Genomic DNA, 24,798 nt, shown 5'->3' on the forward strand with positions numbered 1-24,798 from the left:
ATTTTTAAATTAGAGACGGAATACTGTAAAACCTTGTTCAGCCAGAGTTGTACGATCGAATAAACCTTTGACATCTGCAAGAACTGGCTTATTACTACGCACATAGCTTTTTAACTCGGCTGCAGGCAAGCTACGGAATTCATTATGCCCAACAGCAATCACCAGTGCATCGACTGGGTGCTCAGCATTGACCTGCCCTAACTCAATACCATATTCGCCTTTCACTTCTTCAGCATCTGCCCATGGATCTGCAACGACCACTTGCGCACCCCAAGCTTCAAACTCTTTAATTAAGTCTGCAACCTTACTGTTACGGATATCGGGACAGTTTTCTTTAAATGTAACGCCAAGTACACCTACTTTTGCACGAGGGACATCAATACCATTTTGTAACATACGCTTGATGGTATTACGTGCCACATAACGTGCCATATTGTCATTAATACGACGGCCCGCCAAAATCACTTGTGGGTGATAACCGACCTCTTCTGCTTTATGGGTTAGATAGTAAGGATCGACACCAATACAATGCCCACCAACCAAACCAGGGCGGAATGGTAGGAAATTCCACTTACTGCCAGCGGCCTCAAGTACGTCAATGGTATCAATACCTAAACGATCAAAAATCACCGAGAGTTCATTCACTAAGGCAATATTTAAATCGCGCTGGGTGTTTTCAATTACTTTAGCTGCTTCTGCAACCTTGATACTTGAAGCTTTATGTGTACCCGCAGTAATGATACTGGCATAGACTGCATCTACTTTATCTGCGACTTCAGGCGTGCTGCCGCTGGTAATTTTCTTAATTTTGGTTAAGGTATTTACTTTATCACCAGGGTTAATACGTTCAGGACTATAACCCGCAAAGAAATCCTGATTGAATTTTAGGCCTGAGATTTTCTCAAGCACAGGAATACATACTTCTTCTGTAGCGCCAGGATAAACGGTTGACTCATAGACAACAATATCGCCTTTTTTTATCACCTTGCCTAATGTTTCGCTCGCTTTCTTTAAAGGCGTCAGATCTGGGCGATTTACCTCATCAACAGGGGTCGGGACAGTCACAATAAAAAAGTTACAACTTTTTAAGTCTTCTAAATTTGCGCTATAAGTTAAGTTTGTTGCTTGACTTAGTTCTTCTGGTGAAACTTCCAAAGTATGGTCTTGACCAATTTTTAATTCTTCAATCCGTGTTGTATGGATGTCAAACCCAACAACCGGTACTTTTTTACCAAATTCGACTGCCAATGGCAAACCAACATAGCCTAAACCAATCACTGCTATTTTTAGATCAGAGAGTTGTAGCATTTTAACGCCTTAATTTATTTCTGTTATGAACATGAATCAATCGGCAGAAATACTATCAGAAAAACATGAACTTTCTGTTATGATTTTTTACCAAATTCTTAGTGCGGTTCTGTTTGGTTATACTTGGAGACTAGATGGACCTTGCTATTTTGCTCAATACAGTAAAATCCGCAAAATTTGCATCCATAGCAATCAACAAAAATTCTTACTATAAAAATTGATTACAATTTGCTATATACCCAAAAGCTAAGTTCGGTAAAATGCTGTTTAATTGAAGTGATTTTAAAAAATCTAAAATGGGAATTTTTGTGCGACATTTTAAATCTATAATTCTATTGTCCTTTATCATGACATCCTCTGGATGCGCTCTGACATCTGGGCTACAAACTTATGATTTACCTGATGAAGGTATGTATCAAACAGAGTTAGGCACACAAGTCAATGTTGTGAAACTCACCCAAACATCATTACCAGCTGTCCAACCTGCCCAATACAATCAAGAATATTTTTCTCATTTGTTCAACATTCCTCAAAAAAATTACAAGCTCAGTGCTGGAGATATTCTCTCGATTTATCTCTGGGCATATCCAGAAATTACTCCACCTACAAATACCATCAGTAATGAAGAAGCCATCAAGTCCAATGGCTATCAAATTGATCAAAGTGGTTATATCCAATTTCCTATTATTGGTCGCTACAAAGCCTCAGGAAAGTCTTTAACACAAGTGAACCAAGAATTACGTAGCCAACTTTCACGGTATTTAAAAACACCGGACGTCATTGCTCGTGTTCTATCGTATCAAGGACAACGCTACTCTGTACAAGGCAGTGTCATGAAAGGTGGGCAGTTTACTTTAACTGACCAACCCACCAGTGTTTATACTGCATTAGGTTTAGCTGGCGGTATCAATACTCAGTTAGGAGATAACACCTCTATTACACTTGTCCGCCAAGGTAAAACTTATAATCTCAATAGCATTTCGCTTGAAAAGTCTGGTTATTCACTACACAATTTATTGATTCAGCCTAACGATACACTTTATGTAAACTCAAAAGAAAATCAGAAAATTTATGTAATGGGTGAATCGGGACAAAACAAACCGATCCCGATGCGAGATCAGGGTATTAGCTTAAGTGATGTCATTGGGGAAAGCCTCGGTTTGAATCCACTTTCAGGCAGCCGAAGCAAAATTTATGTGGTTCGTAGTCATCGAGATGCAGGGATCACTGATGTCTATCACCTAGATTTAACCAGTATTGGTGATTTTGGACTGGCAAATAAATTTCAAATGCAAAGCAATGATATTGTGTATATCGATGCCTCAGGTTTAACGCGCTGGCAACGTGTTATCAACCAAGTCATTCCATTCTCAAATGTTATTTATAATATTGATCGCATGGGACAATAATGCAATTCAAAAATATTTTGGTAGTGTGCGTAGGTAATATCTGTCGTAGCCCTATGGCAGAGTACCTACTCAAACAAAACCATCCACAGCTCACAATTCACTCTGCAGGCATTTCTGGCATGATTGGATATGCGGCTGATGACAAAGCAAAGCTTTGCATGCAACGTATAGGGGTTGACATGAGCCCTCATATTGCAAGGAAACTTAATGCTGAACTGATTAAGCAAGCTGATTTGATTTTAGTCATGAGCCAAAATCAACAGAAGCACATTGAGCAAACATGGCCATTTGCAAAAGGAAAAACATTTCGCTTAGGTCATTGGCAAGGAAAAAATATTCCTGACCCCTATCAACATGATCAAGCTTTTTTTGATGAAACTTCCCTGCTTATACAAGCCTGTGTAGCAGATTGGACTAAACATATTTAACTTTGATGTACGATTATGAGCCAAACTACAAATACAGAAGATACTATTGATTTAAAAGAATTATTTTTCTCATTGATCGCACAATGGAAGTTAATTGCGCTGTGTATCCTTTTGAGTCTAATTTGTGCCCTACTATACTTAAGAGCAACTCCAGATACCTATTCGGTGGACGCCTTGGTACAAGTAGAAGAAAATAAAGGCGCTTCCGCAGCTCTATTAGGTGATCTCTCGAGCATGGTTGAGCAAAAACAACCCGCTCAAGCAGAAATCGAAATTTTAAAATCGCGTTTGGTATTAGGCAATGTTATTCAACATTTGAATTTAGATCTTAAAATTTCGGGCACGCAAAATTCATTTACTGATCGTCTATTATCTCCACACCATTATCAAACAGAGTACCAGCCGAAATCAGTGTTGTTTAAAGATGATGAAAAAGCATTCGATATTCGCCAGTTTAATGTTCCATCAAACTTCCGTGATAAAAACCTTGAACTTCGCTTTAAAGATGGTCAGTTTAGTTTAACGAATACACAAACTGAACAAGTCATTTTAACAGGAAAAACGAACCAATCGAATACCTTACGTACAGCGGATGGCTTGTGGAATATTTCTATTTATACACAAGACCAGCTGAATGATGTTTATCTCATTCAAAAACAATCTCTACCAGCTGCTGTCAATAATATCTTGACAAATTATTCAGTCGCAGAAAAAGGAAAGTTAACAGGTATTCTTGGGCTCAATTATCAAGGTACAGACAAAACTCATATTACCCAAGTACTCAATGCTATTCTGGTTTCTTATAGTCAACAAAACATTGAACGTCGTTCAGCTGAAACAGCGCAAACACTTAAATTCTTAGATGAACAACTACCAGAGCTGAAACAACAACTTGATGTAGCAGAGCGTGAATTCAATAAATTTCGCCAACAATACAACACTGTAGATGTCACGAAAGAATCTGAGTTATTTTTAACCCAAAGCGTAACCTTAGAGACACAAAAAGCACAACTTGAACAACAAGTGGCTGAAGCTGGTGCCAAATATACTTCTGAACATCCAGTCATGCAGCAAATGAATGCGCAACTAGGAGCTATTAATAAAAAAATTGGGGAGTTAAATGCGACATTAAAAGAACTGCCAGATTTACAACGTCGTTATTTACAGCTTTACCGTGAAGTTGAAGTCAAACAGCAATTATATACTGCCCTACTTAACTCTTATCAACAGCTACGTATTGCAAAAGCGGGCGAGATTGGAAATGTTCGTATTGTCGATACAGCAGTGGAACCAATTGAGCCGATTGCACCGAAGAAGCTACAGATTTTAATTCTCTCTATTTTCTTAGGTGGTTTCTTAGGTACGCTCTTGGCGTTATTACGTAATATGATGCGTTCAGGGATCAAAGACTCAGCTCAAATTGAAAATGAGTTGGATCTGCCCGTGTATGCAACGGTTCCACGTTCACCTGTACAAGAAAGCCGTATTAATATTTTAAAGAAGAAAAAGAATATTCCTATTCTGGCTGTTAAAAATAGTGATGATATCGCTATTGAGAGCTTAAGAAGTATGCGTACAGCCATTCATTTCGCGCTAAGCTCTGCCCGAAATAATCTAATCACAATTTCAGGCCCTGCGCCAGAAGTTGGTAAATCCTTTATCTCAACCAACTTAGCCACAATTTTGGCGCAAAGCGATAAACGTGTATTAATCATAGACGCAGACTTACGTCGCGGTTATTTACACAAGTATTTTAATCTCGACACACAACCTGGCTTAACAGAGTTACTCAATGGTCAACAAAGTTTAGAAACAGTCATTCGTCATACAGAAGTACCTGGCTTAAGTGTAATTTCTCGCGGGAAAAGTCCTGCGAATCCTTCTGAACTACTAAGCTCTAACCAGTTCAAAAATCTATTAGAGCAAATGTCAGAGAAATTTGATCATGTGATTATTGATACCCCACCAGTCTTAGCCGTGACGGATGGCATCATTATTTCTCAATACACAGGGGTTAACTTAGTGATTGCCCGTTATGCGAAAACGCAGATGAAAGAGTTAGAATTAACCCTGAATCGTTTTGAACAAGCTGGTGTGAAAGTCAATGGATTCATTCTAAACGATATTCAACGTTCAAGTGCAGGCTATGGCTATGGCTATAACTATGCTTATGCCTATAAAGCCAATAAAGAATCAGACTAAATACATCCTCTAACCGATAAAAAGCCAGAACTTGATTTCTGGCTTTTTATTTTGTATGACAAACGTTTATATATTCAAATCCTTATAGTTTTTTTAAGGACTTCGGCATATATTAATTTGAAAATGTACTGGTGGTACAAAACACGTCATTCATGAAGTCTGCTAAGATGCTAAAAAACTTTTTGAATGTAATAGAATTAGGAAAAATTTCACATGAGTAAAGCCTTACCCATTGCTGTAGCTGTTATTCTAGGCGGTGCTGCACTTGTTCCCGTTTATTATGCATCTCAACACCCAGCTTCAGCCGAAGCCCAAGTTTCAAAAAATGCATCTGCCGTAGAAAAAATTAGCTATGCACTCGGTTATGAGGTTGCTCATCAAACCCCACCAGAACTCGATATTAACAGTTTTGTAACTGGTGTCCGTGCAGGTCATGCTCGTAGCCAACCTGCCTATACTGAAGAAGAATTAAAACAAGCCTATGAGCAGTTCCAACAAGAAATGCAGCAAAAACAGGCCAATGATGCGAAGCAAGCACAAACAACTAGTGACAGCTTCTTAACCGAAAATGCAAAAAAACCTGGGGTGAAAACTACAGCGTCAGGCTTACAGTACAAAATTACGCAAGAAGGCACAGGCAAGCAACCCACTGCCAGCTCTGTCGTGACCGTGCATTACAAAGGCCAACTGGTCGATGGTAAAGTCTTCGATAGTTCGCTTGAACGTGGCGAACCGATTGAGTTCCCTTTAAACCAAGTGATTCCAGGTTGGACTGAAGGCCTACAACTCATGAAAGAAGGTGGGAAAGCGACCCTCTACATCCCTTCGAACTTAGGTTATGGCCCACAAGGTGTACCTGGCATGATTCCAGCCAACAGCACGCTTATTTTTGATGTTGAACTGATCAAAGTAAAATAAGACAAGTCAATCAAAGGAGAGCTTTTGCTCTCCTCTTTTTATTGAGAATACAAGATGAAAATTCAAACAACATTACTCTGCGGCTTGTTGCTCTCTGCACCTGTTTTTGCTGCACCGATTAACAATAAAAGTAGTATCAACCAACAAGTCGGTTATAGCTTTGGCTACCTCATGGGTCGGAGCAATGCCGAGTCTATTCAAGATTTAGATCTCGATGCTTTTGTGCAAGGGTTACGTGAAGCATCTAAAGGTCAAGCAGCTTCATTAAGTGATGAGGACATGGCGCGAGTGCTTACCCAATATAAACGCCAAGCCGAGGCAAAACAGTTATTAGAAGTTAAACAACTGGCTGATAAAAATGCCAAAATTGGTGCGGCCTTTTTAGCTGAAAATGCGAAAAAACCCGAGGTGAAAACCACGACTTCAGGCTTGCAATATATGGTTTTACAACAAGGCCAAGGCAAGTCACCTAAGGCCAACAGCAAAGTCAAAGTCCATTATGAAGGACGTTTGATTGATCAAACTGTTTTTGACAGCTCGATTGCACGTCAGCAGCCTGCGGAGTTTCAAGTCAGCCAAGTAATTCAAGGTTGGACTGAAGGCTTACAGCTAATGAAAGAAGGTGCTAAATATCGTTTCTTTATTCCCGCTAAACTGGGCTATGGCCAAATTGGTTCAGGTGATGTGATTGAACCAAATAGCACCTTGATTTTTGATGTGGAACTGATTGAAGTGTTGCCAAAATAAGGCAGCAATGCAAATGCAATGCTATATACAAAATAAAAAGCCTGATCTTCGTGATCAGGCTTTTTATTAATTTCAATTGTTCTTCAATCAAGCCATGCGTTTTTAAGCTACGCGCTTCGCTTGCAGTATAAATAAAGTACTGCTTTGTTTTATGCTTCATGTTTGAGATGACGTGGTCTAAACCCGGTAAAGAGCAAACCAACCGCATAAGCCACAACGCCGACCATGCATAGCCCGATCACTTCGGCAACGCGAATCCACTGTGACACGTCACCATTATACCAAGTCAATGCATACCACAAAGCCACAATCATCACGGCGTTAGAAATACCAAACTGAATAAACAGTTTTTTCCAGTGTGCACCAAAACGGAAAATATCGCGCTTGTGTAGATAGAAATACAGCATCCCCGCATTCACTAGAGCAGAGCCCGAAGAAGCTAAAGCTAAAGCCATATGCTCTGCCTGCCAGTCAATCAGTTTAAAGAAGCCAATAAACACCACGTTTAAAATCGCATTTGCGGCAACGGCCATTAAACCGACACGGACTGGCGTTTTGGTGTCTTGCTGCGCATAAAATCCGGGTGCAAAGACTTTAATCAACATAAATGAAATCACCCCAGCACTCATACATTGCAGTGCTAAAGCCGTCATTTGCGTATCTTCAATGGTGAATTGACCGCGTTGGAACAGAGCTTGAATAATAGGGGTCGATAACATAAACAACGCAATACTAGCAGGCACACCAACCAAAACAATGACCTTCGCAGCCCAATCCATCATGCCACGGAACTTCGACATATCTTGCTCTGCATGACGGGTCGACAAAGCAGGTAAAATCACCGTGCCGATCGCTACCCCAATCAAGCCCAAAGGTAATTCAGTCATGCGTTCCGCACTGTACAACCATGACACTGAACCATCTTGCATAAACGAAGCCCAAATGGTGTTCAGGAGTAAGTTGATTTGCGTGACAGAAACACCAAATAGCGCAGGCAGCATCAATTTCATGATGCGATCCACCCCTTCATGTTTAAAATCAACTTTCGGCGGAATCAGTAACTTTTTATGCCAAAGTTCAGGAATTTGGATCGCCAGTTGCAATACACCCGCAGCAATAACTGCCCAACCGAGTGCCATAATCGGCTCCGCCATATACGGCGTCAACCACCATGCCCCGGCAATCATCGCAACATTCAGCAATACTGGTGAAAAGGCGGGCGAAGCAAAGGAACCATAACTATTTAAAATACTGCTGGCAAATGCCGTCAACGACATAAACAATAAATAAGGAATGGTGAGGCGGAACATTGAAACCGCGAGGTCGAACTTCTCTGGATCGGCATGGAAGCCCGGTGCATAGATGTAAAGCACTGCTGGAGCTGCGACCATAGCGATGAAAGTTAAAGCCGTCATAACCGTCATCAAACAACCAAAGACACGGCTAATCAGAATCTGAACTTCCGCATGGGTACGTCCAGTTTTATATTCGGTCAGTACTGGAATAAACGCCTGTGAGAATGCTCCCTCAGCAAATAGCCGACGGAAGAAGTTCGGGATACGAAAGGCCACCACAAAGGTATCAAAATCTTTCCCCGCACCAAAGACATTTAGTAAGACAATGTCTCGTACCAAACCCAAGACCCGAGAAAGCATGGTCATTGCACTTACAATTACGGTTGACCGCCACAGCGCCATCGTATCCACCTAGTTTTTCATTTGCCGCTATTGTAATGAAACTTCAGCGAATATTTGATTGTTTAATGTTGTTGCCGACTCTCAATTTATTGACTTTTTAACTGCTGCAAACGATGTCGATAGCCTAACCAATCAAAAAATGGACCAGGATCCGTTTTTCGACCTGGTGCAATATCGGAGTGTCCCGCCAAATGCTGTTGAATTTGAGGATAGGTTTGCTGTAAGCAGGCAGTCACATGTACCAATGTTTCATATTGGGCATCTTCAAAAGGCAAGTCATCACTGCCCTCAAGCTCAATGCCAATCGAATAATCATTACACTCTTTCTTGGCCAAATAGCTTGAACGCCCTGCATGCCATGCACGGTCGTTAAAATTGACAAATTGTAAGACTTCACCACTTCTTAAAATCAGTAAATGCGCTGAAACTTGCATGCCTTGAATGGTTTGAAAATAAGGATGTACTGACCAATCCAATTGATTTTTAAAAAATTGTTCAATATAGCCGCCGCCAAACTGTGAGGGAGGCAAGCTGATATTATGGATGACAATCAGTTGAATCTCAGTATCCACAGGACGTGCGTTAAAATTAGGCGATGGAATTTGTCTCGCTCCTAGCAGTTGCCCTGCTTGCACTTGAAACGACGGAATGACCTGCATCTTTTTATTCCTCAAATCCATTGCGCCCTTTGGGCAATCTTTTTTAATGTCTCTCATGCTAAATCTTTCCCCGTCATTTCTCAAATTGGTCAGCGTTTGATTCTGAAATTTTCACGCCTTTTTCAGGAAAAATGCTAATATATTGCGCAATTTTCATGGCTTCTATAAAGATACGGACAATCGGATGAGCATATCGCAACAACTGCTTGAACAATCTATTCAACTGAATATTCAACAAGCATTACAAGAAGACATCGGTGATGGCGATATTACGGCACTTTTGACGCCTGAAGATGAACAAGCGACTGCGACCATTATTAGCCGTGAAGACATGATTCTTGCAGGTCAACCTTGGGTCAATGCATTAATTGCAGCTTTTGATCCAAGCGTACAAATCACGTGGCTAAAAAACGATGGCGATCTGGTTTTTGCCAATGAAACCATTTTTAAACTGTCGGGTTCAGCACGCAGCTTACTTACGGTTGAACGCCCTGCACTCAACTTTGTGCAAACGCTATCTGCTGTGGCCAGCAAAACGGCGGAATATGTCAAACAGCTCGATGGCTTAAACACCAAATTGCTGGATACCCGTAAAACCCTCCCGGGTCTGCGTATTGCCCAAAAATATGCTGTCGCTGTCGGTGGCGGTCAAAACCATCGTTTAGGTTTATTCGATGCTTTTTTAATTAAAGAAAATCACATCATGGCGGCAGGCGGCATCGCACAAGCCATTACCAAAGCGCATCAAATTGCCCCAGGCAAACCTGTCGAAGTCGAAGTTGAAACCTGGGCGGAATTAGAGCAAGCATTGGAAGCCCAAGCTGATATCGTGATGTTAGACAACTTTAGCCAGCAACAAATGATTGATGCGGTCAAGCATGTTGCAGGACGTTGTAAATTGGAAGCATCAGGGAATATCACCATTGCCAATTTACGTGAAGTCGCAAGCACAGGCGTGGATTATATTTCGATGGGTGTGTTGACCAAAGATGTCAAAGCAGTCGACCTTTCTATGCGTTTTAATGCTTAATTTCAACAGTTCGCATTCAATCCACACGCAATAAAAAACGCACTCTAGAGTGCGTTTTTTATTGCGTTAAAACTTACCAGCCCAGTGCTTGCTGTTGTTTTTTCACCAATTCTTGAATGCCCTTTTCCGCCATTTCTAACATGGCATTGCACTGTACACGGGTAAATGGTTTATCTTCTGCCGTACCTTGAATTTCAATAAACTCGCCAGCTTGAGTCATCACCACGTTTAAATCCGTTTGGCAGTTTGAGTCTTCTTCATAGCACAAGTCTAAAAGCACTTCGTCTTGGAAAATACCGACTGAAATGGCAGCCACTAAGCCTTTTAATGGATCTTGCTTAATTTTCTTTTTCTCAAGCAATGTGTTCATCGCATCAATCAGGGCCACGGCAGCACCAGTGATCGCAGCAGTACGTGTACCGCCATCTGCCTGAATCACATCACAGTCGATGGTAATGGTATTTTCACCGAGTTTTTTTAAATCCACCATGGCACGCAGACTACGGCCAATCAAACGTTGAATTTCTTGAGTACGACCACTTTGCTTACCACGCGCAGCCTCACGGTCACTACGGGTATGCGTCGAACGTGGCAACATGCCATATTCAGCGGTTACCCAGCCCTGACCCTTGCCTTTTAAAAAGCGTGGTACGGAGTTATCAATACTTGCCGTACAAAGAACTTTGGTATGACCAAACTCAACCAATACCGAACCTTCCGCATAACGTGTGTAGTTACGAGTAATGGTGACATCACGTAATTGATCTAATGTTCGTTGGTCGATACGCATAATACGCCCTTCATCTGACTAAATAGGTTGGCGCATAGTATAGCAGAAGCAGACCCAAAGCATTTGTCTGACTGCATTGCATTTGTAATTGATCGCCTGTTTCCCTACCTAGCCATATTCTTTGTTAAACTGAAGCTTAAAAGAGGCTGAGGCAATCATCTATGTCGATTCGAGAAGAACGTAAACAACAAAGCCGCCAAGCTTTGCTGAATGCTGCATTACAACTCAGCACCTCCGGACGTTCCTTTGCTCGCATTAGTCTCCGTGAAGTCACTCGCCAAGTGGGTTTAGTACCGACCGCTTTTTATCGCCACTTTAATGATTTGGATGAGTTAGGACTTGAGCTGGTCGATCAAGCAGCGCTCCACATCAAAAGCATGTTAACCCAATTGGGGCAAAGCTATGTTTATGGTCCACATGCTACGATTGAGCACAGTTTAGATCTATTTTTTCATGCTGTAGAGCAACATCCTGAACAGTGGATTTTCTTGATTGGAGAACGTTGGGGTGGTTCAGCCTTGATCCGTGCTGCCGTTGAGCGAGAAATTGCCTTTTTAATCGATGACTTCGCCCATGAATTAACCCGTATTGAAAGCATGCAACATATTCATGACAGCGAAGACCTCAAAGTTTTGGCCAATATTCTAATGGATGCCTCCTTTAACTGGGCCATGTGCTGGATTGGTTTGAGTCGAGATGTGGCTCCCGATAAGCTCCAACAGCAGCAGGCTGCATTTAAACTACAAACCATCGTGCAGATTCAACTCATGTTCCGTGGAATCTCCAATTGGCAACGACCATCTGCTCAAACCAAACACGCCAATACGACCTTGCATTAAGCCGCTCACAGACGCAATTTTGGTGTATTACAAAATTTTTAATGCGCTTTACTCAAACTTGGATGCTTTTTCACTATCATAGAGCCAGTTTTTTCATCTGTAGCTCCTATGCGTTTTTTTCTTTTTTTAGCGGCGAGTGTCTGTATTGCCTTGGCATGGCTATTGCCCATTCATTATCGACCTTGGGTCACCTATACAGGTGAATTGTTTGCATTTTTATCTTTATTTGCACTCTCTGCCTTATTTTTAAAAGAAAAACTCTTGCTCCCTAAAGTGAGCCTGCCGCTATTGCTGTTGAGCCTCGTGCCCTTCATTCAGTACGGTTTTGGCGAGCTGTTCTTTTTCAGCAAAGCGCTAATGTGTGGCTTATATATCTTTGCATTCTGGCTGAGTATGGTTTTAGGTTTTAACCTGAGCCAAAAAACCTTGGAACGTGAGCAATTATTTAGTGGTCTGTGTAGTGTATTTTGGTCGGTCGGTCTGATAACAGCGCTCATCGCCACTTGCCAATGGCTCAATATTGAACAGTACATTCCTGGTATGACTGCCTTAAAAGGCGATCGTCCTTATGCCAACTTTGCTCAGCCGAACAATATGGCGAGCTTTCTGATTCTGTCCTTACTCGGCACACTGTACCTATTTGAAAAGAAAAAACTCAACTCGATTCTGCTGTGCGCAAGTGCTGCATTGATGTTATTTGCGGTAGCCCTGAGTCAGTCCCGCACATCATGGGTCGCAAGCATTTGTGTACTGCTGTATTTGCTCTATCAACAGTACACGGGTGTGGTTCAACTGAAGTGGTATAGTGCCCTCGCATGGTTTGCGTTGTTCATTGCATTTACTGCCTTTATTCCGCAGCTCAATCATCTATTGGCTCAGCTGTCTAATGTCGAAGTGACCCAAACTCGGGATGCGGTTGCGCGAGCAACGGGTGATATGTCACGTCTTGTCATTTGGCAACAGATGCTTCATGCCATTGCTGAGCGACCTTGGTTTGGCTATGGTTGGCATCAAACCAGTGTGGCTTACACCCTAATCAGTGATCAGTTCCAAGGCCCCGTTTGGGTGAAAAGTGCGCACAACTTCATTCTCGACTTCATTGTGTGGAATGGTTTAGTGATTGCGATTCCATTTTTTGCCTATCTCAGTTATTGGGGCTATCAACTGCAAAAGCATGCGACATCACTCGAATCTGTGATTGGCCTTCTGATGGTCGGCGCTTTACTGATTCACGGTATGCTCGAATTTCCGTTGTTCTACGCTTATTTCTTGCTGCCAATCGGATTGATTCTAGGCATTATTCAATCTCAGCAAAAAGTGAAAACGTGGACTTTACCGAGCTTTGCCATGCCGATTACATTTACTGTCTGTGTGGTCTTGGTCGCACTGATTATTCGTGACTATGAGTTGATGGTACCGAAGCTGAATCAAGCTTCACGTTATGAACAGACTCCTGAAAAGTTCACCAATCACGATCATATTTTACTGCTGTCGGAGTTTAACCGCCGCATTGAATGGATTCAGTTAAATCCGTACAGCAAAGTCAGCCCTGAGCAAATACGTGACTATGAGGAAATGGTGCTGAACTACCCGATTCCCTATGATTTGACCAAATTTGCCAAACTCTTGGCCTTTAACGGCTATGAAGCCGAAGCCCGTCATCAACTTTGGCGCTTAAAAACCTTAAGAAAAATTGAGCTGCGTTATGAGGATTTATTGCAGCCGGCATCAGCTGCGCAATAAACATCGTTAACGCATAAAAAAGCCTGCATCAGCAGGCCTTTTTAACTGAATAACGACTTAAAACACATTCAGCTTATTTTGCAGCACGTTCTTTTTCAATTAAGTAGTCCACGACTTGAGTCACTTTAGCATCTTCACCTTGCACAATATATTTACCATTCACCGTCACCGCAGGTACGCCACTGAGTTGATAGCGCTTGGCTAAGTCTTGTGCTTGTGCAATTTTTGAAGTGATCGCAAATGATTTATAAGTGCTGTTAAATTTCGCTTCTGGAATACCAAACTGAGTATAGAACTTGGCTAAAGCAGGTTGCTCTAGAATTGGTTGATTTTGATCATGAATGGCATGGAATAACGTCAAGTGGGTCTTTTTACGTACACCCAAGGCCTCAGACACATAATAAGCTCGCGCCGCTTGCTCCCACACTGGATTCATGGCTGCTGGGGTACGCACAAAACGCACATCTTTCGGTAGCTTTTTCAACCAAGTCTGCATATGAGGTTCAAGTTTAAAACAGTGACCACAGCCATACCAAAAGAATTCGCGGACTTCAATTTTTCCTGGCACTTCCACCTGTACAGGTGTTGGTACAACGATATAGTCCTGACCTGCCACAAAATTTGCAGCCATTGCACTGCCCGAAATTGCTAAAACAGCGGTTGCTAAGCCACTCAAAAGGAGTTTTTTCATTGAACTTATTGTCCTCAAAATCATTATGATAAGTTTATGCAAATACTATAAATCAAATATGCCAAATTCGTTTTCATTCTGTGAACTTTTTTCAGGCTTTTATCGCTTTTTCTAGAATAAACGCTACACTAAGCCCTATTGAACGTTTTAAATATCATGACTTAAATTGAGGTGCCGACGATGTCGCAACTGAATGTTGATCCACAAGAAATTGCCAAATTTGAAGCATTTGCTGCCATATGGTGGGATCAGCACTCGGAGTTCCGCCCTTTACATATGATCAACCCACTACGCTTAAACTGGATTGATGAACATGCAGGTGGACTCAATGGAAAAAAAGTCCTTGATGTCGGCTGTGGTGGCGGAATTTTAGCTGAAAGTATGGCACGTCGTGGTGCAAATGTGCTCGGCATTGATATGGGCGAAGCCCCCCTGAATGTGGCACGTTTACATGCAGAACAAGAAGGTGTTGAGCATATCGAATATCGCCAAATTCCAGTGGAGCAGCTCGCAGAAGAACAAGCTGGACAATACGATGTCGTGACCTGCATGGAAATGTTGGAACACGTGCCCAATCCAGCCTCAATCATTGAAGCCTGCCATAAACTGGTGAAACCAGGTGGTCATGTATTCTTCTCAACCATTAACCGTAATCCCAAAGCCTACCTGTTTGCCATTATTGGCGCTGAATATGTACTGCGCATGTTAGCCAAAGGCACTCACGATTATCAAAAATTCATTAAGCCCTCAGAACTGGCACATGATATTCGCGGCGCAGGGCTCAAACTGAAAAACATGACGGGTTTACATTACAATCCATTGACCAAACGCTATTGGTTAGCGCCGAATGTCGATGTCAATTACATGGTCTATACCGTCAAAGAAGGTGCTGCATGAAAGCCGTCTTATTTGATCTTGACGGCACACTGATCGACACTGCCGCCGACTTTATTCGCATTATTCAAGACATGTGCCGTGAAAAAGGCGTTGCTGTGGTCGATGCAGACCTGATCCGTAGCCAAGTCTCTGAAGGTGCACGGGCGATGGTGAAATTGGTTTATCCAGAACTTACAGTCGAAGACCCGATTTTTCTGGCACATCGTCAGCGTTTTTTAGATACCTACGGTGCCGATATCGCAGTAGATACTGACCTGTTTTCGGGCATGTATCCGCTTATTGAAAAACTGGAAAGCCAAGAGATTCCTTGGGGCATCGTCACCAATAAACCGCGCTGGCTCAGTGAAACATTATTAGATGCGCTGAATTTGACAGAACGCTGTGCTGTTTTGGTCTGCCCAGAAGATGTCTCGCAGACCAAGCCTGATCCTGAACCGATGTATTTGGCTGCCAAGCACATCGCGATTGCGCCTCAAGACTGTATCTATGTTGGCGATCATCCACGTGATATCGATGCGGGTCGTAACGCGCAGATGTATACCATTTTGGCGGCTTATGGTTATTTACCATTCGCGCACAAAGATGACTTAACAGCGTGGCAAGCAGATTGTATAGTGAAGACTGTGGCTGAATTGGACGATGTTATTCAGTCTCTTGTGAGTCAAACTACACCATCCAACTCACTGACTTGATCACAATTAAAAAATCAAAATAACGAGGAGGTAATGATGAAATATTCAGAATATCAACCTCGCCCCGATCTGCTCAAAGATCGCATCATCTTAATTACAGGTGCGGGCGATGGTATTGGTCGTGCTGCTGCATTAAGTTACGCCCTACACGGCGCAACTGTGGTGCTGCATGGGCGTACCTTAAATAAGCTCGAAGTCATTTATGATGAAATTGAAGGCTTAGGTGCGCCGCAACCTGCAATTTTACCCTTGCAGCTGTCGAGCGCCTCTCCTCGTGATTATGAATTACTGGTCGACACCTTAGAGCGTCAGTTTGGGCGCCTAGATGGCATTTTGCATAATGCGGGCATTTTGGGTGAGCGCACCGAACTGGAAAATTATCCTGTCGATGTCTGGGATGATGTCATGGCCGTCAACTTGCGTGCGCCATTCGTTATGACTCAAGAGTTAATGCCACTCCTGAAAAAATCTGAGCATGCCTCCGTGGTTTTTGCCAGCTCAGGTGTCGGACGTGAAACGCGTGAACGTTGGGGCGCATATTCCGTGTCTAAGATCGCGATTGAAGCGGTCAGCCAACTATTTGCTAAAGAAAATACCTCACCGAATATCCGCTTTAACTGTATCAATCCAGGGGCGACCCGCACTGCAATGCGTGCCAAAGCCTATCCCGATGAAGATCCAAAAACATTGCCAACGCCTGAAAATATCATGCCTGCCTATCTGTACTTGATGGGCGATGACAGTTTGCATATGAATGGTCAAAGTATTGATGCACAAGACTAAAAGCATTCGCTCAAAAGGAAGCTTCGGCTTCCTTTTTTTATGTATCAAACTGAAGCTTAGTCATCTGCAACATGATTTCAAGGTTCAGAAAAGGTTGTCTTTTTTCAATTTTTGCGGATACTGATGCTCAACTCCATTTTTGAAGCATACGCCATGACGGACTTGAGCAACATCACTGTACAACCCACTGAAGATGGCATGGTTAGCCTATTGATTGACCAACAACCCATTTCAGAGAAATATGGAATGAAGTTTGAAGCCAGTATTGTGGAGGAACTTCAAGCATTGGAAAATGGTGCCACACTGAAACTTTTCGACCAGTTTGTTTTTGCCCATACCGACTTGAACTTTGAACATAGCTATCACTACGTGACGGTCATTGCCAAGGATGATGAACAATACAGAGCCAAGAAAAGCTTTGTTTATCGCATCAAGATTGAAGGTCAGCCCGACATTGAGCATGCCATCAGTAAAAATGGTGAACCGATGACCACAGCAGATGTACGTGAATTTATCCAAGCGCATGTGCAGAAGTCATTGAGTGATTATACCGACCTCAACTACGCTTATTAAGCCGAATCAGCCAAGTTGAAAACTCAGCTTGGCTAGCTCGATATTTTAAATCGTATTTTTAAATTACTTTAATAAAAATATTCGGTTTTTCAGCTTAAGATTTCCTATTTATCATTCTGATTGATCAAGAATTGAAAATAAGGATGCAGCATGGCTGATTTACAACGTAAACATGACACCATTCGTGATATCCATCATTTACAACTCCCCGAAAGCCTGATTTGTGCTTTGGAAGATGCCAGCCAAGCTGAAGCAGTGGTTCATTCAATCCGTTCATTGCAACATCTGGCGCAGCAATGGAATTAAATAATGCACTATGCATTCTTTGACAAAGGGGGATCTGTGTCGCCAAAATGAGTCAAAAATCAGAAGATACAGACTGTTTGCTTTGGACTTTGGCGCAATTGATGATTTAATTCAGGCTTGGAATTGGGCATAATCTTCTTAATATCTCTGCATTTGTTAATAAATACCCAATTCATCTTCACAGTTTCTCTGCATTTTTTTCGTACATTATAGGAAAGAATGAAATTACCTTAATGAGGATTCAACATGAAAAAGATTTTGACAGTATTGGCAATCTCTTTCAGTGCTTTGATGGCAAGCAGTCTCAGTACCGCTGCCCCTCAGTTTGACCACGATCATCCACGCTATGGCAATGAGCCACGCGGACGTGACTTTCGCGATTCAGATGATGACGATCAGCAAGATCGTCGACGTATGCGCGAAGAGCGCGGTGTCAAACGTTTACAACAGCATAAATGGCAACAAGGTTATGTCATGCCACAGCATTACCGTGGTAACGGCTATAAAGTCGAATATAAAGACCATAATCTTCCAAAGCCAAACCGAAACCAGCAGTGGTACAAAATCAATAATGACTATATCTTAGTCGACGCAGACAGCAACAATATTCTGCGGATTATGGGGCTTTAATCTACGCTTCATTTTGTACAACGCAGCGACATTATTGAAACCTGAATCAACACCTTTTCACCCGCACTAGCGTGACTGCATACATTCCTCAAGAGACCGCAGTCAGGCACAGCATGGAAGGCGTTGTTTCAGGTTTTTTTATGCGCCAAAGCTTTTGTTTGCAAGCATTGCAGAAAAACAACAATCTCCTCAGTCTCTTCATACATTTCACAATTCACCTAAATAGCCCTCACGCTTTCTCTAGAGTTATTCGCTAATTTTGAATGATCGAAACAAGACAAATACTGGACGAAAGCAATGAAAAAAATTCTGACTGCAATCACACTCTCTTTAGGCGCGCTCATGGCTACATCTGCAATGGCAGCACCGCAGTACTATGACCGCTCGCATGATCACAACTCCGGTTGGGATCATCGCGATGACCGCCGTTGGGACAATGACAACCGCTACCAAAACAAACGTGTTAACCCAAGCCGTGACTGGCGCTCAGGTCAAACTTTGCCACGCGGCTATGACTCATCACGTTACCATGTCAGTGACCGAGAAGCACGTCGCCTACCCAATACTGGACGCTACCAACAATGGTATAAGGTCAATGGTGACTATGTTTTAGTCAATGAACGCAATAACCGTATCCTGCGTATTATCAGTTAATTCTGGCTGGTGTCGCAAAACCGATAAAACACCTGAACGTTGCTTCAGGTGTTTTTCTATTTAAGACTTCCTCTTCTGCATTTTTTGATTAAAATCATGCTAAGCAGTTCATTTTGAGACAGGCATGCAAACGAATTCCATCGAAACACATCACAGTACAACTTTGCAGTATGTGCATTGGTTTCGACATTCTGCGCCTTATATCAATGCTCACCGTAATAAAACCTTTGTGATTATGTTCGATGGTGAAGCCGTTCAGCATGATAACTTTCAACATATTATTCACGACATTGCCCTGCTGCATTCACTCGGGATTCGCCTGATCTTGGTGCATGGTGCACGTCCGCAAATCAACCACAACTTAAAACAAAGCCAACTACAAACGCCATTTCATCAGTATCGTCGCGTCACCACCCGAGAATCTTTGGGCTGTGTGATGAATGCGGTGGGCTCGATTCGTTTGCAAATTGAAGCCTTACTGTCGATGGGACTGGCCAACTCACCGATGTATGGCGCACGTATTGATGTAGTTTCAGGGAATTTTGTCACAGCCAAGCCCTATGGCATTCGCGATGGGGTCGATTTTCAGTTAACCGGCGAAGTCCGTACGGTCGATACCGATGCCATTCAACGCCATTTGGATAACCACAATATTGTGCTGCTCGGGCCAACTGGCTATTCCACCACAGGCGAAGTGTTCAACCTACTGGCTGAAGAAGTGGCGACTCGCACAGCGATTCATCTTAAAGCGGACAAATTGATTTTCTTGGGCAAACAACATGGTCTGCTCAATGAACATGGTCAGTTGCAACGCGAAATCTCGCCACACAAGCTCGATGCACAAATTGAAAAATACCAAGATTCGAATCCAGACATTGCCGTGCATTTACGCGGTGCCAAAAAAGCCTCGACGCACGGCGTCCATCGCGTCCATCTGATTTCCTATGCTTATGATGGTGCCTTGGTTGAGGAGCTCTTCACGCGTGATGGTTCGGGTACCATGATTACCGATGCCCATTATGAAGAAGTCCGTATGGCCAACATTCAAGATGTCGGCGGGCTGATTAACCTATTACGCCCACTTGAAGAAGAAGGCATTTTGGTTTATCGCTCGCGTGAACGTCTCGAAAACGAAATTGGGCAATTTGCGGTAATTGAACGTGATGGCATGATCTTGGCCTGTGCTGCGCTCTACCCACTGCCAGCGTCAGAGGGTGAAATCCGCAGTGCCGAAATTGCCTGTGTCGCAGTCGATCCTAGCTATCGCAAATCAAATCGCGGCAGCCAAATTTTGCATTATCTCGAAGGTAAAGCCCGCAGTATGGGCATTCAACAGTTGTTTGTACTGACCACACGTACTGCACATTGGTTCTTAGAACATGGCTTTGAAACGGCCAATGTCGATGAACTTCCCAATGCACGCCAAGCCTTATACAACTATCAGCGCAACTCACTCGTCTTTAAAAAGCCACTTTAAGTGGCTTTTGCAGGATTATGGATATCTTTATTTCTCATATCTTTATCTAGAAAACACCGCAAAAATCGCTCAAATCTATATTGCGTGAAACACTAAGCTTATTCCAAAAACAAAAATACCTTTTAAATAATAAATATCAATAAGTTAACCTCAATAAATTTTATATTTTATGTTTTTTATATTGCTGTTTTTTGCATAAGTTTTGCACTTTTGTTTTTATCTTTTTTTTTCATGTCTAAAGCCCGATTTCTTATTTTTTCTGAAAAGAAATGCCTATTAGCGTATGTGTTCACCAACTCACTCACCTTATTTATTTGGAGTTATGAAACACATGAGCACTTCTCGAGCACAGTTCTGGATCAAAACAAGCGTTCTTTCTGCAGCAGTCGTGGGTGCCATGATGTTATCTGGATGTGGGAAAAAAGAAGCTGAAACCGTCACACTCAATATTGGCTTTCAAAAATATGGCATTTTGCCCATCGTTAAAGAGCGTGGCACTTTAGAAACGGCGCTTAAAGCACAAAATGTCCAAGTGAAATGGGTCGAGTTTCCTGCAGGTCCACAGCTCCTCGAAGGCTTAAATGTCGGCAGTGTGGTCTTTGGTGAAGCAGGTGAAGCCCCTCCGATTTTCGCACAAGCTGCAAATTCGAACTTGGTTTACATTGCCAACCAACCTGCTGCACCTAAAGCAGAAGCACTGATCGTACAAAAAAACTCAAAGATTCAAAGCATCCAAGATTTAAAAGGCAAACGGATTGCACTCAACAAAGGTTCAAATGTGCATTACCTGCTACTCAAACTGTTAGAAGCAAATAACCTGAAACTTTCTGATATTGAAGCGGTGTATCTTCCGCCATCGGATGCACGTGCCGCATTTGAACGTGGTGCAGTTGATGCTTGGGTCATTTGGGATCCCTTCTTTGCTGCCGCTGAACACCAAATCTCAGCACGTGTGATTGCTACCGGAGAAAACTTAGTCAGTAATCATCAGTTCTATTTGGCCGATCGCAAGTTTGCCGAAGCGCATCCAGAAGTCTTAAAAACGGTCGTGAATGAACTCAACACCACCACACAGTGGGTCGAACAAAATCAACAACAGGCAGCCAAATTGTTAGAAAAACCGACAGGCTTGTCTTTAGACATTTTACAAAGCTCGATTGGCCGTATGGGCTTTGGCGTTCAACCCATTTCAGCCGAAGTCGCAAAAAAACAGCAGTACGTTGCGGATGCTTTCTATCAACAAAAACTGATTCCAAACCAGCTGAATATTGACGCTGCCATTATTAAACAAAAATAACGAGATCATTATGAAAACACTTAAAACAGTTTCCAGTATTGGTATCGTCACCTTGAGTCTGGGACTCGGGGCATGCCAAAAGCAAGACACGGCAGCAACAAATACGCCAGAAAAGCAGACAGCAGCTCCAGTTAAAACTCTGTCGATTGGCTACCAAAAGTCGTCTTTGAACCTGTTGGTCGCACGTGAGCAAAAATTATTTGAGCAGCAATTTCCTCAAGCCAAAATTGAATGGAAAGAGTTCCCTGCTGGCCCACAAATGCTAGAAGCCTTGGCCGTCGGTGCAGTTGATTTTGGCTCTGTGGGCAATACCCCACCGATCTTTGCCCAAGCCGCTGACAAAGAACTCAGTTATGTCGGCTATGAGCAAGTTCCAGCCAATGCTCAAGCGCTGTTGATTGCTAAAAATAGTACCATTGATTCAATTCAAGACCTAAAAGGTAAGCGGATTGCGGTACAACGCGGCTCAAGCGCACATGAGTTACTGGCGAAAGTCTTACAAAAAGCAGGGCTCAGTTGGCAGGACATTCAACCGATTTGGCTGCCCCCTGCGGATGCGCGTGCCGCGTTTGATAAACAATCCATCGATGCATGGGCCATTTGGGAACCCTACCTCAGTGCAGCAGAGCAAGATGCACAGGCCAAAGTCTTGATTGATGGCACAGCTTTTCCACAAACCTATTCTTTTTATATTGGTAACCCCAAGTTCATTCAGACCCACCCTGAGGCCACGGCTCAGTTCATTCACGGGCTAAATTTGGCCGATCAATGGGTGCTAAAAAACCAAGCGCAAGCACTTTCCGTCTATACCCAAAGTACGGGTTTACAGCCCTCTATTGCCCAACGCGTCATCGACAAACGTCTGAAGCCTTCACCAATTCAAACCCTGACGCCTGAAGTGGTGCAAGCACAACAACAAATTGCGGATTTGTTCCAACAAGTCCAGCTCATTCCGAAACACATTCAAGTTCAAAGTACCGTTTGGGTTGCACCGAGCAAACCTTAAACGACTCTATCTAAGGATTTTTTAAAATGAAAATTTTCTGGTTTATCCCAACTCACGGTGACAGTCGCTACTTAGGTACCAGCAAAGGTGCTCGTCAAGTGGACCATGCCTATATGAAACAGATTGCGGTTGCCGTGGATAATTTGGGTTATGAAGGGGTGCTGATTCCAACAGGTCGTTCATGTGAAGACCCATGGTTGACCGCAGCCAGCCTAATTGATGCCACAAAAAAATTAAAATTCCTAGTTGCACTGCGTCCAGGCGTGACCACTCCGGCACTGGCTGCACGGATGGCAGCCACCTTTGACCGTCTCTCCAATGGTCGGGTTTTATTGAACTTGGTGACAGGTGGCGATGAAAAAGAACTGCAAGGCGATGGCGTTTATGAAGACCACTCCACTCGCTATAAAACTGCCAATGAATACGTCAAAATTTGGCGTGAGATTTTAACCCGCTCCCATACAGGTGAAAGCTTTACCTTTCACGGCGAACGTCTAAAGGTAGATGATGCCAAACTACTATATCCACCTGTGCAACAACCCTACCCTCCACTTTGGTTTGGCGGCTCATCGGATGATGCCATCGAGTTGGCTACGGATCAGGTTGACACTTATCTGACATGGGGCGAACCTCCTGCTGCTGTTAAAGACAAAATTGACACTGTCCGTGCCAAAGCCGAAGCCAAAGGCCGTACGCTCAACTATGGCATACGTCTGCATGTGATTGTGCGTGAAACCAATGAACAAGCATGGCAAGCGGCGGAAGAGCTCATTCAATATGTCGATGATGCCACCATTGCTGCAGCACAGGCCAAATTTAAGAGCATGGACTCGGTTGGTCAACGTCGCATGGCTGAACTACACAATGGTGACCGCAGCAAACTTGAAGTGTCCCCAAACCTTTGGGCAGGCGTAGGTCTGGTTCGTGGGGGTGCAGGTACGGCATTGGTCGGTGACCCTGAAACGGTTGCAGCCCGTATTCAAGAATATGCCGACTTGGGCATCAACACCTTTATTTTCTCAGGCTATCCACATCTTGAAGAGTCGATTCGTTTTGCCGAGTTGGTGTTCCCACTCCTACCGCTTGAAACTCAAGCAAAGTTAGCACAGCCAAATTTAACAGGCCCCTTTGGTGAGATTGTGGCAAACAACTACACACCCGATGAAAACAAAAAAACCAAAGTGATTCAGGAGCCTGCCTAATGTCCAAAATCGTTTCAGTGCAAACCCTCCAGCAGGAAAAGGTTTCACGTGGAACTCAGTTGGGGCAGCTATTGCTGCCTTGGCTCTTTCCTATCGGCTTGATTGTGCTTTGGCAAATTGCCTCCAGCACAGGACTTTTAGAAAGTCGGATTTTACCTGCACCAACGGCGGTGGTTACTGCCTTCTGGAACTTGCTGCTGAGTGGAGAACTTTGGAAGCATGTGCAAGTCAGTGCAGGGCGTGCCTTACTCGGCCTATTGGTGGGTGGGGGTTTAGGTCTATTTCTGGGTTTGTTAAATGGTTCATCAAAAACGGCGTCAACCCTGCTCGACACCACCCTACAGATGATCCGAAATATTCCTGCACTAGCACTTATTCCGTTGGTGATCTTATGGTTCGGGATTGATGAAACCGCCAAGCTTTTTTTGGTTGCGGTCGGGGTCTTTTTTCCCATTTACATCAACACCTATCACGGCATACGTTCGGTAGATCCACAACTGATTGAAATGGGGAAAAGCTATGGCTTGACCCGTTGGCAATTGTATAAAGAAATTATTTTACCAGGTGCGATGCCCTCTATTTTAGTCGGACTACGCTTTTCACTGGGTTTGGTTTGGGTTCTGCTGATCGTTGCCGAAACCATTTCAGCCCAAGCTGGTATCGGTTATATGACCATGAATGCACGTGAATTTTTACAGACTGACATCGTTTTGGTGGGGATTTTACTGTATGCCCTACTTGGAAAATTGGCTGATGTACTGGCCGTCACATTAGAAAAATACCTGCTGCGCTGGCATGCAGGATACCAAAAATAAGGAGT

25 protein-coding genes are annotated in these 24,798 nt (G+C 43.1%); 20 read left to right on the top strand and 5 right to left on the bottom strand.

Going from position 1 to position 24,798, the window contains the following annotated elements; genetic code table 11:
- Positions 1 to 9 precede the first annotated feature (9 nt).
- Positions 10 to 1,308, bottom strand: a complete 1,299-nt coding sequence (locus JZ787_RS14565) for a nucleotide sugar dehydrogenase (RefSeq protein ID WP_279740808.1) — start codon at positions 1,306 to 1,308, stop codon at positions 10 to 12.
- Positions 1,309 to 1,616: 308 nt separating this feature from the next.
- Here JZ787_RS14565 and JZ787_RS14570 point away from each other — a divergent pair, with 308 nt between their 5' ends.
- The 5 genes from JZ787_RS14570 (at position 1,617) to JZ787_RS14590 (ending at position 7,012) form a co-directional block, all read left to right on the top strand.
- Positions 1,617 to 2,717 (top strand): polysaccharide biosynthesis/export family protein, encoded by a 1,101-nt coding sequence (locus tag JZ787_RS14570; RefSeq protein WP_346312690.1) that lies wholly within the window; start codon positions 1,617 to 1,619, stop codon positions 2,715 to 2,717.
- A complete protein-coding gene (locus JZ787_RS14575) occupies positions 2,717 to 3,145 on the top strand; it encodes a low molecular weight protein-tyrosine-phosphatase (RefSeq protein ID WP_131229764.1) in 429 nt (142 codons plus the stop codon). The genes JZ787_RS14570 and JZ787_RS14575 overlap by 1 nt, the downstream gene beginning before the upstream one ends.
- Before the next feature lie 15 nt (positions 3,146 to 3,160).
- Positions 3,161 to 5,347: a polysaccharide biosynthesis tyrosine autokinase gene (locus JZ787_RS14580; protein WP_346312691.1), complete on the top strand. Its 2,187-nt coding sequence runs from the start codon at positions 3,161 to 3,163 to the stop codon at positions 5,345 to 5,347.
- A gap of 213 nt (positions 5,348 to 5,560) precedes the next feature.
- A complete protein-coding gene (locus JZ787_RS14585) occupies positions 5,561 to 6,265 on the top strand; it encodes an FKBP-type peptidyl-prolyl cis-trans isomerase (protein WP_125274497.1) in 705 nt (234 codons plus the stop codon).
- 54 nt (positions 6,266 to 6,319) lie between these two features.
- Complete coding sequence (locus JZ787_RS14590; protein ID WP_004983850.1) at positions 6,320 to 7,012, top strand: FKBP-type peptidyl-prolyl cis-trans isomerase; 693 nt, start codon at positions 6,320 to 6,322, stop codon at positions 7,010 to 7,012.
- A gap of 149 nt (positions 7,013 to 7,161) precedes the next feature.
- Here JZ787_RS14590 and murJ read toward each other — a convergent pair whose 3' ends face one another.
- Together murJ and ampD are read right to left on the bottom strand one after the other, a co-directional pair.
- Entirely contained in the window at positions 7,162 to 8,718 is a 1,557-nt protein-coding gene (murJ, locus tag JZ787_RS14595) for a murein biosynthesis integral membrane protein MurJ (RefSeq protein ID WP_346312692.1), read from the bottom strand.
- A 77-nt stretch (positions 8,719 to 8,795) separates the two neighbouring features.
- Complete coding sequence (gene ampD / locus JZ787_RS14600) at positions 8,796 to 9,368, bottom strand: 1,6-anhydro-N-acetylmuramyl-L-alanine amidase AmpD (RefSeq protein ID WP_346312710.1); 573 nt, start codon at positions 9,366 to 9,368, stop codon at positions 8,796 to 8,798.
- A gap of 184 nt (positions 9,369 to 9,552) precedes the next feature.
- Between ampD and nadC the strand changes: the two genes are divergently transcribed.
- On the top strand, positions 9,553 to 10,398 hold the full coding sequence (gene nadC / locus JZ787_RS14605; protein WP_346312693.1) for a carboxylating nicotinate-nucleotide diphosphorylase: 846 nt from the start codon (positions 9,553 to 9,555) through the stop codon (positions 10,396 to 10,398).
- Positions 10,399 to 10,471: 73 nt separating this feature from the next.
- On the opposite strand, the gene rph is transcribed toward nadC, so the two are convergent.
- Entirely contained in the window at positions 10,472 to 11,188 is a 717-nt protein-coding gene (gene rph, locus JZ787_RS14610) for a ribonuclease PH (RefSeq protein ID WP_004684198.1), read from the bottom strand.
- Positions 11,189 to 11,349: 161 nt separating this feature from the next.
- Between rph and JZ787_RS14615 the strand changes: the two genes are divergently transcribed.
- The gene (locus JZ787_RS14615; protein ID WP_160362098.1) at positions 11,350 to 12,027 is read left to right on the top strand and encodes a TetR family transcriptional regulator; all 678 of its coding nucleotides are present in this window, start codon (positions 11,350 to 11,352) and stop codon (positions 12,025 to 12,027) included.
- A 108-nt stretch (positions 12,028 to 12,135) separates the two neighbouring features.
- Positions 12,136 to 13,770, top strand: coding sequence for a Wzy polymerase domain-containing protein (locus JZ787_RS14620; protein ID WP_346312694.1), 1,635 nt, complete (start codon positions 12,136 to 12,138; stop codon positions 13,768 to 13,770).
- 73 nt (positions 13,771 to 13,843) lie between these two features.
- On the opposite strand, the gene JZ787_RS14625 is transcribed toward JZ787_RS14620, so the two are convergent.
- The gene (locus JZ787_RS14625) at positions 13,844 to 14,461 is read right to left on the bottom strand and encodes a thiol:disulfide interchange protein DsbA/DsbL (protein WP_346312695.1); all 618 of its coding nucleotides are present in this window, start codon (positions 14,459 to 14,461) and stop codon (positions 13,844 to 13,846) included.
- 180 nt (positions 14,462 to 14,641) lie between these two features.
- On the opposite strand from JZ787_RS14625, the gene ubiG reads away from it, so the two are divergent.
- The 12 genes from ubiG to ssuC all read left to right on the top strand — a co-directional run bounded on the left by ubiG (position 14,642) and on the right by ssuC (position 24,793).
- Entirely contained in the window at positions 14,642 to 15,358 is a 717-nt protein-coding gene (gene ubiG, locus JZ787_RS14630) for a bifunctional 2-polyprenyl-6-hydroxyphenol methylase/3-demethylubiquinol 3-O-methyltransferase UbiG (protein WP_346312696.1), read from the top strand.
- The gene (locus JZ787_RS14635; protein WP_346312697.1) at positions 15,355 to 16,050 is read left to right on the top strand and encodes an HAD-IA family hydrolase; all 696 of its coding nucleotides are present in this window, start codon (positions 15,355 to 15,357) and stop codon (positions 16,048 to 16,050) included. The genes ubiG and JZ787_RS14635 overlap by 4 nt, the downstream gene beginning before the upstream one ends.
- Positions 16,051 to 16,086: 36 nt before the next feature.
- Complete coding sequence (locus JZ787_RS14640; protein WP_005401600.1) at positions 16,087 to 16,833, top strand: YciK family oxidoreductase; 747 nt, start codon at positions 16,087 to 16,089, stop codon at positions 16,831 to 16,833.
- 153 nt (positions 16,834 to 16,986) lie between these two features.
- Complete coding sequence (locus JZ787_RS14645; RefSeq protein ID WP_346312711.1) at positions 16,987 to 17,406, top strand: hypothetical protein; 420 nt, start codon at positions 16,987 to 16,989, stop codon at positions 17,404 to 17,406.
- Positions 17,407 to 17,556: 150 nt separating this feature from the next.
- Complete coding sequence (locus JZ787_RS14650; RefSeq protein WP_279690488.1) at positions 17,557 to 17,712, top strand: hypothetical protein; 156 nt, start codon at positions 17,557 to 17,559, stop codon at positions 17,710 to 17,712.
- A 246-nt stretch (positions 17,713 to 17,958) separates the two neighbouring features.
- Positions 17,959 to 18,342, top strand: a complete 384-nt coding sequence (locus JZ787_RS14655; RefSeq protein ID WP_004983820.1) for an RcnB family protein — start codon at positions 17,959 to 17,961, stop codon at positions 18,340 to 18,342.
- Positions 18,343 to 18,639: 297 nt separating this feature from the next.
- Positions 18,640 to 18,996, top strand: a complete 357-nt coding sequence (locus JZ787_RS14660) for an RcnB family protein (protein WP_346312698.1) — start codon at positions 18,640 to 18,642, stop codon at positions 18,994 to 18,996.
- Between the two features lie 124 nt (positions 18,997 to 19,120).
- The gene (gene argA, locus JZ787_RS14665; protein ID WP_234950910.1) at positions 19,121 to 20,473 is read left to right on the top strand and encodes an amino-acid N-acetyltransferase; all 1,353 of its coding nucleotides are present in this window, start codon (positions 19,121 to 19,123) and stop codon (positions 20,471 to 20,473) included.
- Positions 20,474 to 20,804: 331 nt separating this feature from the next.
- The gene (locus tag JZ787_RS14670; protein ID WP_346312699.1) at positions 20,805 to 21,770 is read left to right on the top strand and encodes a sulfonate ABC transporter substrate-binding protein; all 966 of its coding nucleotides are present in this window, start codon (positions 20,805 to 20,807) and stop codon (positions 21,768 to 21,770) included.
- 10 nt (positions 21,771 to 21,780) lie between these two features.
- Positions 21,781 to 22,776 carry an aliphatic sulfonate ABC transporter substrate-binding protein gene (locus tag JZ787_RS14675; RefSeq protein WP_346312700.1) on the top strand — a complete coding sequence of 332 codons (996 nt, stop codon included), beginning with the start codon at positions 21,781 to 21,783 and terminating at the stop codon, positions 22,774 to 22,776.
- A gap of 26 nt (positions 22,777 to 22,802) precedes the next feature.
- On the top strand, positions 22,803 to 23,978 hold the full coding sequence (ssuD, locus tag JZ787_RS14680; RefSeq protein ID WP_346312701.1) for an FMNH2-dependent alkanesulfonate monooxygenase: 1,176 nt from the start codon (positions 22,803 to 22,805) through the stop codon (positions 23,976 to 23,978).
- Positions 23,978 to 24,793, top strand: a complete 816-nt coding sequence (gene ssuC, locus JZ787_RS14685; protein WP_178928700.1) for an aliphatic sulfonate ABC transporter permease SsuC — start codon at positions 23,978 to 23,980, stop codon at positions 24,791 to 24,793. The genes ssuD and ssuC overlap by 1 nt, the downstream gene beginning before the upstream one ends.
- Positions 24,794 to 24,798: the final 5 nt, after the last annotated feature.

The organism is Acinetobacter sp. BWR-L5, assembly GCF_039655985.1.
Taxonomy (GTDB): Bacteria; Pseudomonadota; Gammaproteobacteria; order Pseudomonadales; family Moraxellaceae; genus Acinetobacter; species Acinetobacter johnsonii.

Coding starts and splice junctions, on each gene's coding strand:
- JZ787_RS14645 (WP_346312711.1), top strand. CDS start 16,987: ATGACGGACTTGAGCAACATCACTGTACAACCCACTGAAGATGGCATG.
- JZ787_RS14650 (WP_279690488.1), top strand. CDS start 17,557: ATGGCTGATTTACAACGTAAACATGACACCATTCGTGATATCCATCAT.
- rph (WP_004684198.1), bottom strand. CDS start 11,188: ATGCGTATCGACCAACGAACATTAGATCAATTACGTGATGTCACCATT.
- ubiG (WP_346312696.1), top strand. CDS start 14,642: ATGTCGCAACTGAATGTTGATCCACAAGAAATTGCCAAATTTGAAGCA.
- JZ787_RS14585 (WP_125274497.1), top strand. CDS start 5,561: ATGAGTAAAGCCTTACCCATTGCTGTAGCTGTTATTCTAGGCGGTGCT.
- JZ787_RS14625 (WP_346312695.1), bottom strand. CDS start 14,461: ATGAAAAAACTCCTTTTGAGTGGCTTAGCAACCGCTGTTTTAGCAATT.
- JZ787_RS14675 (WP_346312700.1), top strand. CDS start 21,781: ATGAAAACACTTAAAACAGTTTCCAGTATTGGTATCGTCACCTTGAGT.
- JZ787_RS14590 (WP_004983850.1), top strand. CDS start 6,320: ATGAAAATTCAAACAACATTACTCTGCGGCTTGTTGCTCTCTGCACCT.
- JZ787_RS14640 (WP_005401600.1), top strand. CDS start 16,087: ATGAAATATTCAGAATATCAACCTCGCCCCGATCTGCTCAAAGATCGC.
- JZ787_RS14565 (WP_279740808.1), bottom strand. CDS start 1,308: ATGCTACAACTCTCTGATCTAAAAATAGCAGTGATTGGTTTAGGCTAT.
- nadC (WP_346312693.1), top strand. CDS start 9,553: ATGAGCATATCGCAACAACTGCTTGAACAATCTATTCAACTGAATATT.
- JZ787_RS14575 (WP_131229764.1), top strand. CDS start 2,717: ATGCAATTCAAAAATATTTTGGTAGTGTGCGTAGGTAATATCTGTCGT.
- JZ787_RS14615 (WP_160362098.1), top strand. CDS start 11,350: ATGTCGATTCGAGAAGAACGTAAACAACAAAGCCGCCAAGCTTTGCTG.
- ssuD (WP_346312701.1), top strand. CDS start 22,803: ATGAAAATTTTCTGGTTTATCCCAACTCACGGTGACAGTCGCTACTTA.
- JZ787_RS14670 (WP_346312699.1), top strand. CDS start 20,805: ATGAGCACTTCTCGAGCACAGTTCTGGATCAAAACAAGCGTTCTTTCT.
- ssuC (WP_178928700.1), top strand. CDS start 23,978: ATGTCCAAAATCGTTTCAGTGCAAACCCTCCAGCAGGAAAAGGTTTCA.
- ampD (WP_346312710.1), bottom strand. CDS start 9,368: ATGCAGGTCATTCCGTCGTTTCAAGTGCAAGCAGGGCAACTGCTAGGA.
- JZ787_RS14620 (WP_346312694.1), top strand. CDS start 12,136: ATGCGTTTTTTTCTTTTTTTAGCGGCGAGTGTCTGTATTGCCTTGGCA.
- JZ787_RS14660 (WP_346312698.1), top strand. CDS start 18,640: ATGAAAAAAATTCTGACTGCAATCACACTCTCTTTAGGCGCGCTCATG.
- JZ787_RS14655 (WP_004983820.1), top strand. CDS start 17,959: ATGAAAAAGATTTTGACAGTATTGGCAATCTCTTTCAGTGCTTTGATG.
- argA (WP_234950910.1), top strand. CDS start 19,121: ATGCAAACGAATTCCATCGAAACACATCACAGTACAACTTTGCAGTAT.
- JZ787_RS14580 (WP_346312691.1), top strand. CDS start 3,161: ATGAGCCAAACTACAAATACAGAAGATACTATTGATTTAAAAGAATTA.
- JZ787_RS14635 (WP_346312697.1), top strand. CDS start 15,355: ATGAAAGCCGTCTTATTTGATCTTGACGGCACACTGATCGACACTGCC.